General features: G+C 72.2%; 11 protein-coding genes. 8 read left to right on the forward strand and 3 right to left on the reverse strand.

The window, feature by feature from the left end; all coding sequences use genetic code 11:
- The first annotated feature begins 170 nt into the window (after positions 1 to 170).
- From BSB02_RS06600 to mug, 6 genes are all read left to right on the forward strand, one after another.
- Entirely contained in the window at positions 171 to 1382 is a 1212-nt protein-coding gene (locus BSB02_RS06600) for an RNA-guided endonuclease InsQ/TnpB family protein (RefSeq protein WP_084957780.1), read from the forward strand.
- A gap of 321 nt (positions 1383 to 1703) precedes the next feature.
- Entirely contained in the window at positions 1704 to 2552 is an 849-nt protein-coding gene (locus BSB02_RS06605; protein WP_084957781.1) for an alpha/beta fold hydrolase, read from the forward strand.
- 148 nt (positions 2553 to 2700) lie between these two features.
- A complete protein-coding gene (locus tag BSB02_RS06610) occupies positions 2701 to 4218 on the forward strand; it encodes a 3' terminal RNA ribose 2'-O-methyltransferase Hen1 (RefSeq protein ID WP_084957782.1) in 1518 nt (505 codons plus the stop codon).
- Positions 4211 to 6679, forward strand: a complete 2469-nt coding sequence (locus tag BSB02_RS06615; protein ID WP_084957783.1) for a polynucleotide kinase-phosphatase — start codon at positions 4211 to 4213, stop codon at positions 6677 to 6679. Before BSB02_RS06610 ends, BSB02_RS06615 begins: the two co-directional genes overlap by 8 nt.
- A complete protein-coding gene (locus BSB02_RS06620; protein WP_084957784.1) occupies positions 6610 to 7050 on the forward strand; it encodes an MFS transporter in 441 nt (146 codons plus the stop codon). The genes BSB02_RS06615 and BSB02_RS06620 overlap by 70 nt, the downstream gene beginning before the upstream one ends.
- A gap of 9 nt (positions 7051 to 7059) precedes the next feature.
- Positions 7060 to 7563, forward strand: coding sequence for a G/U mismatch-specific DNA glycosylase (gene mug / locus BSB02_RS06625; protein ID WP_084957785.1), 504 nt, complete (start codon positions 7060 to 7062; stop codon positions 7561 to 7563).
- A 542-nt stretch (positions 7564 to 8105) separates the two neighbouring features.
- Here mug and BSB02_RS42910 read toward each other — a convergent pair.
- The 3 genes from BSB02_RS42910 to BSB02_RS06640 all read right to left on the reverse strand — a co-directional run bounded on the left by BSB02_RS42910 (position 8106) and on the right by BSB02_RS06640 (position 10110).
- The gene (locus BSB02_RS42910; protein ID WP_084957786.1) at positions 8106 to 8744 is read right to left on the reverse strand and encodes a DUF1707 SHOCT-like domain-containing protein; all 639 of its coding nucleotides are present in this window, start codon (positions 8742 to 8744) and stop codon (positions 8106 to 8108) included.
- 7 nt (positions 8745 to 8751) lie between these two features.
- Positions 8752 to 9480 carry a PadR family transcriptional regulator gene (locus BSB02_RS06635; RefSeq protein ID WP_084957787.1) on the reverse strand — a complete coding sequence of 243 codons (729 nt, stop codon included), beginning with the start codon at positions 9478 to 9480 and terminating at the stop codon, positions 8752 to 8754.
- A gap of 120 nt (positions 9481 to 9600) precedes the next feature.
- Entirely contained in the window at positions 9601 to 10110 is a 510-nt protein-coding gene (locus tag BSB02_RS06640) for a CGNR zinc finger domain-containing protein (protein ID WP_206184540.1), read from the reverse strand.
- A 61-nt stretch (positions 10111 to 10171) separates the two neighbouring features.
- Here BSB02_RS06640 and BSB02_RS06645 point away from each other — a divergent pair, with 61 nt between their 5' ends.
- Complete coding sequence (locus BSB02_RS06645; RefSeq protein WP_084957916.1) at positions 10172 to 11530, forward strand: MFS transporter; 1359 nt, start codon at positions 10172 to 10174, stop codon at positions 11528 to 11530.
- A 218-nt stretch (positions 11531 to 11748) separates the two neighbouring features.
- The gene (locus BSB02_RS06650; protein WP_084957789.1) at positions 11749 to 12477 is read left to right on the forward strand and encodes a metal-dependent hydrolase; all 729 of its coding nucleotides are present in this window, start codon (positions 11749 to 11751) and stop codon (positions 12475 to 12477) included.
- Positions 12478 to 12516 lie beyond the last annotated feature (39 nt).

Consider the following 12516-nt stretch of genomic DNA (forward strand, 5'->3'; position numbering starts at 1 on the left):
ACCCTGACGTTCACCGAAACCTCCGGAGGAAGCCCGGTCCTTCAGGGCCGGGAGGAATCCGGACCCCCGCAAGGGGTGGCCCGGCGAAGCCGGGACAGCCCAGGACGCAAAGCACTCATGACCTTCTTCTTTCGCTTACCGATCAGGCAAAGGGACGGCAAAATACGAGCATGCGTACGGCGTACAAGGTGCGGGTCTACCCCACCCCCGAACAGGCGGCGGTGCTGAACCGCACCTTCGGCTGCGTACGCCTGGTCTGGAACAAGGTCCTGGCCTGGCGGCACGCCCGCTACCACACCCAGGGCCTGAAGACCTCCTACGCCGAAACCGACCGGTACCTGACCGAGATGAAACGCGACGGCGAGCATGATTTCCTGTATGAGGTCTCCTCGGTCCCGTTGCAGCAGGCGTTGCGGCACCAGTACACGGCGTTCGTGAACTTCTTCGCCGGGCGCGCCCGCTACCCCCGCTACAAGTCCCGGCACGGCCGCCAGAGCGCGACCTACACCCGCTCGGCGTTCCGCTGGCGGGACGGGCGGCTGCACCTGGCCAAGATGGACGGCCCGCTGGCGTTCGCATGGTCCTGGCCCGACATCGACCCGGCCACGATCAACCCCACCACGGTGACGATCTCCCGCGACAGCGACGGCCGCTGGTACGCCTCCCTGGCCGTGGAAGCGCCGGAGACCGGCACCGCACCGCAGCCGCTGCCGTCCACCGGCGCGGCGGTCGGCGTCGATCTGGGCGTGACCGACTTCGCCGTCCTGTCCACCGGCGAGAAGATCGTCAACCCGCGCCATCTGGAGCGCAAGGCGCGGAACCTGGCCCGCTACCAGCGGCGCATGGCCCGCAAGCAGCGCGGCAGCGCCAACCGGGCCAAGGCCAAGGCGAAGGTCGCCCGCGCCCACACCAAAGTCCGCGACGCCCGCGCCGACTTCCTGCACAAGACCACAACCCGGCTGGTCCGCGACCATGACCTGATCGTGGTCGAAGACCTCAACATCAAGGGCATGGTCCGCAACCGCAAGCTGGCGCGGGCGATCTCCGACTGCGGGTGGGGCGCCTTCCGCCGCCTGCTGGAGTACAAGGCGGCCAGGCACGGCCGCCACCTGGTCGTGATCGACCGCTGGCACCCCTCCAGCAAGACCTGCTCGGCGTGCGGGCACCTGCTCGCCACACTCAGCCTCTCCACCCGGCACTGGACGTGTCCGGGCTGCGGCACCCGGCACGACCGGGACATCAACGCCGCGAAGAACATTCTGGCCGCTGGTCGAGCGGTGTCTGCCTGTGGAGCTGATGTGAGTCATGCCGGGTTCTCCCGGATGCGGTTGGCTGTGAAGCAGGAAATCCAGCCCGTGAGGGCTGGATTCCCCCGCCTTTAGGCGGGGGAGGAAGTCAAGAAACCGCCCTCGACGGCGAACTCGACCTCGCTCGCCGTCCGCACGCGACGGCCGTCCGGGGCGGTCAGGATGTGGCCCCCGGCGAGCTCCGCCGAGCCCTCGGCCACTCCTTGGTCGTGTCCGTGGGCGCCGCTCCACCTCGGGGAAGTCCAGGTCGGTGTCGTCCACGCGGCCAGCTGGGGGCCATGTCCTTCCAGCTCGGTCCGGCGCCGATCCTGGCCGCCGCGCCGGCGGGCCGTACCCCCGCGCCCGCGCCCTGATCGCCCCGGCGTTGCTTCGCGCTGCGCGGGTAGCGGGCAGATCATGTTCGAGGACTTCGCGGAAGACAAGGTCAAGGGTCTTTATGTACGGCACGGCGGGGACGGCCCCGCCGTTCTCCTCCTGCACGGCCATCCGCGCACGCACGCCACCTGGCACCGCGTCGCGCCGCTCCTCGCGGAGGACTTCACGGTCATATGTCCGGATCTGACCGGCTATGGCAGATCCGAGAAGCCGCAGAGCACGCCGGACCACGAGCCCTACTCCAAGCGCGCCATGGCACGTGACTGCGTGGGCATGATGCGGGCTCTGGGCCACGACCGGTTCGCCGTCGCCGGTCACGACCGGGGGTGCTATGTGGCCCAGCGGATGGCCCTCGACCACCCGAGCGCGGTCACCAAGCTGGTCGTCATGGACGGGATTCCCATCGGCGAGGCCCTGGCCCGCGCCGACGCCCGCTTCGCGGCCGCCTGGTGGCACTGGTTCTTCCTCGGCCAGACCGGCAAGCCCGCCGAAGAGATCATCAACCGTGATCCCGACGCCTGGTACGGGGGCACGCCGGAGCGGATGGGCGAGGAGGGGTACGAGGACTACCGGCGCGCCATCCACGACCCCGCGGTGGTGCACGCCATGTGCGAGGACTATCGCGCCGGGCTCGGGCTGGACCGGGAGGCCGACGACGCCGACCGGCGGGCCGGGCGGCGGATCGGGTGCCCCACCCTGTTCCTGTGGTCGGCCGGGGACGACATGGAGGAGCTGTACGGCGACCCGCTCGCCATCTGGGCGGACTGGGCCGACGACGTGCGCGGCCGGCGGATCGACTCGGGGCATCACATGGCGGAGGAGGCGCCGCAGGAGCTCGCCGCCGCGCTGCGGGACTTCCTCGGCGGCTGACTTTCGGCGGTTACCGGCCGCGGCTGCCCGTGGCCCGCGGTTCTCCACAGCCCATGGTTCTCCACAGTCCACGCTTGCCCGGCCGCGGTTGTCCACAGGCGGGAAATGCCGTTGCCCGGGTCGTGGGTCGCTGGGGCAGACTTGGGGCGTGCTTCTGACGATCTCGACCACCGCCGCACCGGCCACCGACCTTGGCTTCCTGCTGCACAAGCATCCCGACAGGGTCCAGGAGTTCGGCCAGTCCTTCGGCACGGCGACGGTGTTCTACCCCGAGGCGGGCGAGCGGCGCTGCACCGCCGCCCTGTTGCTTGAGGTGGATCCGGTCAAGCTCGTCAGATCGCGCGGTCGCTCCTCGCCCGACTTCAGCCTGTCGCAGTACGTCAACGACCGCCCCTACGCGGCCTCCTCCCTGCTGGCCGTGGCCCTGGGCGACGTGTTCCGCACCGCCAGGGCGGGGCGGTGCAACGCCCGTCCGGAGCTGGCCGCCACCCCGCTCCCGCTGGAGATCGCCCTGCCCGCGCTGCCCTGCCGTGGCGGGCCGGAGCTGGCCCACCGGCTGTTCGAGCCGCTCGGCTGGCAGGTGGCGGCGACAGCCGTACCTCTTGATCCGCTGTTCCCCGAGTGGGGTGACTCCCGTTACGTCACGCTGACGCTGACCGGGACCCTGCGGCTCGCCGACGCGCTCAACCATCTGTATGTGCTGCTGCCGGTGCTCGACGACGCCAAGCACTACTGGGTGGCGCCCGACGAGGTCGACAAGCTGGTGCGGGCCGGCGCGGGCTGGCTCGCGGCCCATCCCGAGCGGGGGCTGATCACGCGCCGCTACCTGGGCCGCCGCTGGTCCCTCGCCCGCGCCGCCCTGGCCAGGCTGGCGGAGCTGGGCGACGAGGTGGAGGAGGCGCTGGAGCCCGCCGTCGCCGAGGAACCGGCGGACGCCCAGACGGCGCTCGACGAGGCGGCGATCGCCGAAGCGGCGGAGACGACCGAAACAGTCGAGGGCGCCGTCGCGTCCGAGGCGCCCTCGAAGCCGTTGAACGTCCTGCGGCGCGAGGCCGTGCTCGCCACGCTGCGGGAGCTCGACGTGTCCAGCGTCATCGACCTGGGATGCGGCGGTGGGGAGCTGGTGGGCGCGCTGCTGGCCCAGCCTCGCTTCGTCCGCGTCGCCGGCGCCGACGTGTCCACCCTCGCGCTGGCCATCGCCGCCCGCAAACTCAGGCTCGACCGGATGCCCGAGGCCAGGCGCGCCCGGTTCACCCTCTTCCAGGGGGCGCTCACCTACACCGACAAGCGGTTCTCCGGCTACGACGCGGCCGTGCTCATGGAGGTGATCGAACACCTCGACCCGCCCCGCCTCCCGGCGCTGGAACGGGTCGTGTTCGGCCACGCCAAGCCCCGCCACGTCCTGGTCACCACGCCCAACGTCGAATACAACGCGCGCTACGAGTTCCTGGCCGAGGGCGCGCGCCGCCACAGCGACCACCGTTTCGAATGGACGAGGGCGGAGTTCAGGGCGTGGGCCGAGAAGGTGGCCCGGCAGTACGGCTATCGCGTCGCCCACAAGGGGGTCGGCGAGGAGGACCCCGAGCTGGGCCCGCCCACCCAGATGGCAATCTTCACCCACCAGCAGGCCTCGACCGGCGGCTCGGAGGAGGGCACCCGTGGCTGAGATCCGCATCCCCGAGCTCTGCCTTGTCGTCCTGGTCGGCGTGTCGGGCAGCGGCAAGTCGACCTTCGCCGCCAGGCACTTCGCCCCGACCCAGGTGATCTCGTCCGACTTCTGCCGCGGCCTGGTCGCCGACGACGAGAACGACCAGGCGGCCACGCCGGACGCCTTCGACCTGCTGCACCACATCGTCGGCGTGCGGCTGCGCCGGGGCCTGCTGACCGTGGTCGACGCCACCAACGTCCAGGCTCCCGCCCGCCAGAGCCTCATCGAGCTGGCCAAGCGGCACGACGTGCTGGCCGAGGCGATCGTGCTCGACGTGCCCGAGTCGGTGGCGATCGCACGCAACGAGTCCAGGGCCGACCGCGACTTCGGCGCCGGCGTGGTGATCCGCCAGCGGAAGGACCTGCGCCGCTCCCTGGGCAGGATCAACCGCGAGGGCTTCAGGAAGGTCCACGTCCTGCGCGGGGTGGAGGAGATCGAGCAGGCCACGATCGCCTACGACAAGGCCTGGTCCGACAAGAAGGAGCTGACCGGCCCCTTCGACATCATCGGCGACGTCCACGGCTGCCGCGCCGAGCTGGAGGCGCTGCTCGCCAAGCTGGGCTGGCAGGGCCTGCGGCATCCCGAGGGCCGCACCGCGATCTTCCTCGGCGACCTGGTCGATCGCGGCCCCGACACGCCGGGCGTGCTCCGCCTGGTCATGGACATGGTCGAGGCGGGCACCGCCATCTGCGTGGCCGGCAACCACGAGCAGAAGCTCGTGCGCGCCCTCAACGGGCGGCAGGTCAAGGTCGCGCACGGCCTGCGGGAGTCGCTGGACCAGCTCGCCACGCAGCCGCCGGAGTTCGTCGAGCGGGCCAGGGCGTTCATGGACGGCCTGCTCAGCCACTACCAGCTCGACGGCGGGCGGCTGGTCGTCGCGCACGCCGGGCTCAAGGAGAGCTACCACGGCCGCGCCTCCGGCCGGGTGCGGGCGTTCGCGCTGTACGGCCAGACGACCGGCGAGACCGACGAGTACGGCCTGCCGGTGCGGTACCCATGGGCGGAGGAGTACCGAGGCCGCGCGATGGTGGTCTACGGGCACACCCCCACGACCAATCCCGAATGGATCAACAACACCATCTGCATCGACACGGGAGTGGTCTTCGGGGGACGGCTGACCGCGCTGCGCTATCCCGAGCGCGAGCTGGTCTCGGTGCCCGCCGAGAAGGTCTGGTACGAACCGGTCAGGCCGCTGACCGCTCCCGGGTACCGCGACCCGGGCACGCTGGACATCGGCGACGTCCAGGGCACCCGGCACATCGAGACCAGGTTCGGCGCCCGGGTGAAGATCGTCGAGGAGAACGCCGCGGCGGCGCTGGAGGTCATGAGCCGGTTCGCGGTCGATCCCCGCTGGCTGCTGTACCTCCCGCCGACCATGGCGCCGCCGGAGACGTCGGCCCTGGACGGCTACCTGGAGCACCCGCACGAGGCGTTCGAGGAGTTCGCCGCGGCGGGCGTCACCGAGGTCGTGTGCGAGGAGAAGCACATGGGCTCGCGGGCGATAGCCGTCCTGGCGCGCACGCCGGAGGTGGCCGCGGCGCGCTTCGGCGTGGCCGACGGCTCCAGCGGCGCCGTCTACACGCGCACCGGCCGGCCGTTCTTCGACGACATGGCGCCGCTGGTGGACAGGCTGCGCGAGGCGTGCTCGCCGTTGTGGGACGCGCTGGAGTCCGACTGGGTGATCCTCGACTGCGAGCTGCTGCCGTGGTCCGCCAAGGCCATGGACCTGATCAGGACGCAGTACGCCTCGGTCGGGGCCGCCGCGCGCGCCGCCCTCCCCGCGGCCGTGTCCGCGTTGGAGGCGGCTGCCGGGCGCGGGTTGGATGTGGGCGGACTGTTGGACCGCACCCGGCGTCGCCAGGCGAACGCTGCCCTGTTTCGCGACGCTTATGCGCGCTACTGCTGGCGCGTCGACGGACTGGAGGGCGTACGGCTGGCGCCGTTCCAGATCCTGGCCTGCGAGGGCCGCGCCACCGCGCTCGAACCGCACGCCTGGCACCTGTCCACGCTCGGGCTGCTCGACCACGAGCTGATCACGCCGACCCGGCACGTGTTCGTGTCGCTCGACTCGCCTTCGTCGCGTGCTGCCGCCACGTCGTGGTGGGAGGAGCTGACGGCGGCCGGGGGAGAGGGCATGGTGGTCAAGCCGGCCGCTCACACCCCGGGGCGTGTCCAGCCGGGGGTGAAGGTGCGGGGGAGGGAGTACCTTCGCATCATCTACGGGCCGGACTACACCGAGTCGCTGGAGCTGCTGCGCAGGCGCTTCCTCGGCAAGAAGCGGTCCCTGGCCCTGCGCGAGCACGCGCTGGGCCTGGAGGCGCTGTCCCGCCTGGCGGACGGCGAGGCGCTGTGGCGCATCCACGAGCCGGTGTTCGGCGTGCTGGCATTGGAGTCCGAGCCGGTGGACCCGCGGTTGTAGCCACCGCCGCGTGGGCGTTCGGCAGCGGGGTCGGCTCCGGCGAGGACGTCCACCTGCCCGCGCCCCAGGGCATGGTGGCGCTCGTCGCCGCGAACGTCTTCGTGCTCGTCTTCGCCCTCTCCTGGGGCGTGGTGGTCTGGGTCCTGCTGGGCGAGATGTTCCCCAACCGCATCCGCGCCGCCGCCCTGTCGGTGGCCGCGGCCGCCCAGTGGATCGCCACCTGGCTGGTCACGGTCTCGTTCCCGCGCCTTTCTGAGTGGAACCTGCCGCTCACCTACCTCGGCTATGCGATCTTCGCGGCGCTGTCGTTCGCCTTCGTGACGCGCTTCGTGCGGGAGACCAAGGGACGCCGCCTGAAGGAGATGGGCTAGCCTGCGGATGTGATCGACGACGTCCTGGGACCGTCGCTGCGGGTGCTGTTCTGCGGGATCAACCCGGGGCTGATGTCAGAGGCGACCGGCCACCACTTCGCCCGCCCCGGCAACCGCTTCTGGCCCGCGCTGCACCTGTCCGGCTTCACCCCGCGCCGCCTCGCCCCCGCCGAGCAGGGCCTCCTCCCGTCCTTCGGGCTCGGCATCACCAACATCGTCGCCCGCCCCTCCGCGTCGGCGGCCGAGCTGACGGCCGAGGAATTGCGTGCGGGCGCGGTACGGCTGGCCGCGCTGGTGGAGCGCGTCCGGCCCGAGGTGCTGGCCGTGCTGGGGGTTTCGGCATACCGTACGGCTTTCGCCCGGCCCAAGGCGAAGATCGGGCCGCAGGAGGAGAAGGTGGGCGGCGCCCGGGTCTGGGTGCTGCCCAACCCCAGCGGCCTCAACGCGCACTGGACGCTGGAGCGCATCGCGGGGGAGATGCGGGCCCTGCGGGAGTCGCTGGACGCCGGGTGAGGTGCCTTGACGTGGGGATGCGGCGGGCGCGTGACCCCGCTTGCCGGGCATGCGTTTGAAGTGGTCTGCCTGTAGGGCGTGCGCTTGAGGTGGTCTGCAGGCGAGGCATGCGCTTGAGGTGGCCCGCCATGAGCGCGGCGGACATGTGGCCATGCGAGGGGTGTGCGTCAGGCGCCTTGCCGTGAGCGCGGCAGGCACGCGCCCCTGCCAGCCGGTGCGCTCCACCCGGTGTCGACCGCCGCGCGGAGCCCGCGTCCCCGGGTGGCGCGAGCCGTACGGCGCCGGAGGGGGCGACGACGAGCGCGTCCCCCCGCGTTCCGTGTGACGCAGGCCGTACCGTCTCGGAGCAGGCACGGTCGGATGCCGGAGACAGAGCCGGAGGATCCCCGCCCGCCCGGGCGCCGGTCCGGCGGGTCGGCGGCGGCCGGTGCCGGTGGGGCTCGGCGATCCCGCCTGGGCGGTGCGCGACGCGCGCCAAGGCGTCGAGGCTGCGGGAAAGTCGTCCCCGGCGCCGAGGCGGCCGGGCCGCGGCCTTCGGCGCGTCAGAGCCGGGAACGGATCACCGCGTTCCGGACGAACCCGATGACCAGCGCCGCGACCCAGATCGCCAGCAGCACCTTGAGGATTCCGAACCCGCCGAACACCAGCGCAGCGACCACGGCGACCACGACGATCGGCACGAACGGCGGCGGGCCGTGCCGGTGGCGCCGCCAGGGACGAGCCTGCCGCATGCGGCGCATCTCGCGACGGTGGGCGTGCATCGCCGCGCGCCAGGCCCGGGGGTCGTGGTCGGGCCAGGCGAACCCCCGCCAGCCGGCCGGGTCGCGATGGCCGTGCCCGCCCCGGGAGCCGTCCCCCGGCCAGGCTGGCATCCCACGCGGACCGTCCCCCGGCCAGGCCGCCGTCCCGCGCGGGCCGTCCCCCGGCCAGGCCGTCATCCCGCGCGGACCGTTCCCCTGACCGCCCGGGCCGTACCCCGGCCCGGGAAGGCGGCGCAAGCCGTACTCCCCGGGCAGGTCGGCGGTGACGCGGGCGAGCTCGCCCGCGGTCTTGGCGCTGAGCGCCAGGTCCAGGCGCTCGTCGAGCTCCTCCCGGGTGAGGCGGCCCTGGGCGAAGTGCTCGCGCAGCGCCGCCATCGCCTCGTCGCGCTCGGCGTCGCCGATGCGCAGCTCGTCGGTCATGGTGTCCTCACTCCTGCTCGGAGTCGTCGCCGTCGGCCAGGATCTGGTACAGCTTGCGGCGCGTCTCGGTGAGGGTCTTGCGCGCCTGCCGGATCTGGGCCTCCGACCCGGTCTGCAGGATCTGCATCATCGCGAACGCCGACTGCCGGGCGATGTCCCACAGGTCGGCGGCGTTGTCGTCGATGTCGGGACGCATCTCGTCCCAGGGGGAGCGGACCTCGTCGGGGTGGGCCTCGATGTAGGCGCGGCCCGCGTCGGTGAGCCGGAACGTCTTGCGCCCCTCGGCCTCCTCCGACACCACCAGGCCCTCGTCGGTGAGCTGCTGGAGGGCCGGGTACACCGCGCCGGGGCTGGGCTTCCAGCCGCCCTCGCTGCGTTCGGCGATCTCCTGGATGATCTGGTAGCCGTTGCGCGGCTCCTCGGCGAGCAGCGCCAGGATCGCGGCGCGGACGTCGCCGCGCTTGGCCTTGCGCCCGCGGCCGCCCCAGCCGTGCCGGTGGCCGAACGGGCCGCCCGGCCCGAACGGGGGACGGCCGAAGTCCCACGGGAAGGGGAACGGTCCGGGACCGCGCCGGCCGCGGTGCCGGTGCTCGTGCGGCCCGCCCTCGCGGGGGCCGTGGTGCCGGGGGCCGCCGTGCTCCCACGCCTCGGAAAGGGCGCGGACGGCCTCGCGGGCGGCGCGCCTGAGCTGGCGCGGGTCGGGCCAGGGGCCGCCAAGTGCGTGTGTGGAACTCATGGTGATACTCCTTAGACTGTTCTCGATGGGTCAAAGATATATCTAGAACAGATCGCCGGCAAGCCCCCATCTCTCACATACAGCGCACGGTGGGGTATTTAGGGACGCGGGTGATGCCGCTTACGTCGTGCGCCGCCGTTCGGCGAAGGCGCGGGCCTTGGCGCGGTTGCCGCAGACCCGCATGGAGCACCACCTGCGGGTACGGCTGCGCGTGGCGTCCCAGAACACCCAGCCGCACTCGTGGTTGGGGCACTGCTTGAGCCGCAGCCATTCGCCGGTGGCCGCCGTGATCACCCAGGCGCGGGCGACGGGGGTCAGCGGATCGTCGCCGCGCAGGGGATCCTCGGGGTCCAGCCGCGCGGTCAGGGGGAGGGTCCGCAGGACGGCCTCGGCCTCGGCGATCGGGGTCGGGTCGGGCGTCTCCCCGTTGGCGGCGAGCAGGCGTTCGCGCAGACCGGCGCGCAGGGCGCGGGCGCGCCTGAGGTCGGCGTCGCGCGCCTCGGCGGGCAGGCCGTGCGAGGCGAGCCAGTCGCGCAGGCCGTGGAGGGTGTCCAGGAGATCGGTGCCCTCCTCGATGTCGACGGTGTTCGCGAACGACTCCAGCAGCAGGGTCTCTCTCGTGGGTTCCACGTATTCCATCAAACCACTTAGCCGGTTATGCTCTAACCTGCTAATCCGATAGGTGGTGAAGATGCGGAACGAGACGGTGCTCGTGGGCTTCACGGCCGTGACGAACCTGGCCGACGGCATCGGCAGGATCGCGCTTCCCGTCCTGGCCGTCGGGCTGACGGACTCCCCGGCTCTGGTCGCGGGCGTGGGGATGACGTTGACGCTGCCGTGGCTGCTGGCCTCGCTGCACGTCGGCGTGCTCGTCGACCGGGCCGACCGGCGGCGGCTGGCGGTGCTGGCCAACCTGGTACGGCTGGCCGCGGCGGCCGTGCTGCTCGTCGCGCTGACGACGGGCCTGCTCAGCCTCCCGTTGCTGTATGCGGCCGGGTTCGCCATGGGGCTGGCGGAGGTCGTCGTCAGCTCGGCGATCGTGGCGCTGGTCCCGGCGGCGGTGCCGGGGCGGCGGCTCACGCGGGCGAACGCATGGATCGCGGGAGCGGAGACGGTGGCCAACGAGTTCGCGGGCCCGGCGGTGGGCGGCCTGCTCGCGGGCATCGGGGTGTCGCTGGCGCTGGGCTCGGCCGCCGCGGGCTTCGCACTCGGCGCCCTGCTGCTCGCTCTGCTGGTGGGGCGCTTCCGCGCCGAAAGGGCGGCTCCGCCGGAGCCGCGCGCGGGAGCCGTCGCAGGCGCGCCGACGGCGAGCCTTGCGGGTGCGGCGGGAGCCGTGGAGGCGGGGCGGTCGACGGCGGGGGTGAGGGGTGATGAGCGGGTCGCGTCGGTGTGGGCGGAGATCAAGGAAGGGCTGGCCTTCCTCTGGCGCGACCGGTTGTTGCGCACGCTCAGCCTGACGATCACCGTGCTGGGCGGGTCGTGGGGCGCCTGGCTGGCGCTGATGCCCCTCTACGCCACCGACGTCCTGCGGCTCGGCGCCTCCGGATACGGCATGCTCATCAGCGCGATCGGCGTGGGCGGGCTCGTCGGCGCCGCCACGGTGACGCTGGTGAACAGGGCGCTGGGCGTGCGGTGGGCGCTGTTCGCCGACCTGGTGGGCACCTTCCTCATGGTCTTCGTGCCCGTGGTGGCGCCGCGGGCGTGGGCGGTGGGGGTGGCGGCGTTCCTGGGCGGCATGGGCGGCACGCTGTGGAACGTCAACGCGCGCACGATCGCCCAGCGGCTCGTGCCCGGTCGGCTGCGCGGACGGTACGCCGCGGCGGCCAGGCTGCTCGGCCTGGGCGCGATGCCGCTCGCCGCCCTCATCGCCGGGGTGATCGCGCAGGTCGGCGGGGTTCGCGTGGCGTTCGCGCCGTTCGCCGCGGCGGCAGCCGTCCTCGTCTGGCCCTTCCTGCGGACGGTCACCGACCGGGAGTTGGCGAGAAGTGATCCAGATCACGAAAAAATCGCGGAATCCGGGAACATCCGCGGAAGGGCTGCCGTTAGCTAGTTCAGACGAGGTCGTTCTGCGTCGGCAGGGCTGGGGGGTGCTGTCGCCGCGGTAGCGACCTCGTCTTCGTCTCTCCCGGCCTCCTCTTCGTTTCTCCGCGGTTCCGCCCCAGGCCCAGTCCCAATCCCAGTCCCAGAACCCCGCGCCCCGTCCCGCCTCTCGAGTGGAGTCCCCACGGTGACCGGTCCGCTGCCGTCGCGCTCGGTATATTTCTGATCATGATGGGTCACTCGCACGCCATGACGGGCGCGATCGCCTGGTTGGGGCTCGCGCCGGCGCTGGCGGCGATTCCGCTGCTGAACGAGTCCAGCCGCTACATCGACAGCGGCATCATGGCCGCCGCCCTGTCGCCCGCCGAGCTCATCGCGGGCGCGTTGCTGTGCGCGGGCGCGGCGATGCTGCCCGACCTCGATCACCCGCACGCCACCATCGCGCAGACGTTCGGGCCGGTGACATGGGGACTCAGCAAGGTCGTGTCGTGGCTGGCCGGCGGCCACCGCGGCATGACGCACTCGCTGGCCTTCGCCGTGGCCGCCGGGTTCGGCGCCCACTGGCTGGCCGAGCGGTACCCCATCGGCAGGGACGTCCTCGTCGTCCTGCTCATCGGGCTGGCCCTGCGCGCGATCGGCATCGGCATCCCCCGCAACAAGCTGGGCTCCGCCATGGTCAACATCGGGCTCACGGCCGGGCTGTACGCGGTGTTCATGTCGCTGGGCGTCGGCTACGCCTGGCTCGGGCTCGCGGTGGGGCTCGGCTGCCTCGTCCACGTGGTGGGCGACTGCATGACCGAGAAGGGCTGCCCGGTGCTGTGGCCGATGGCGGCCAGGTTCGTGCTGCCGTGGAAGATCGGGATCAAGACCGGCAGGGCGTTCGAGCAGAAGGTCCTGGCGCCGATCCTGTCCGTCGCCATCGTCGGGCTGCTCTTCCTCAGGCTCGCCCCGATATGAGGCGCCCGCCGAGTTAACTTGATGTCGAGATACTTTGCG

It is taken from the genome of Thermoactinospora rubra, from assembly GCF_002093975.1.
Lineage (GTDB): Bacteria > Actinomycetota > Actinomycetes > Streptosporangiales > Streptosporangiaceae > Nonomuraea > Nonomuraea rubra_A.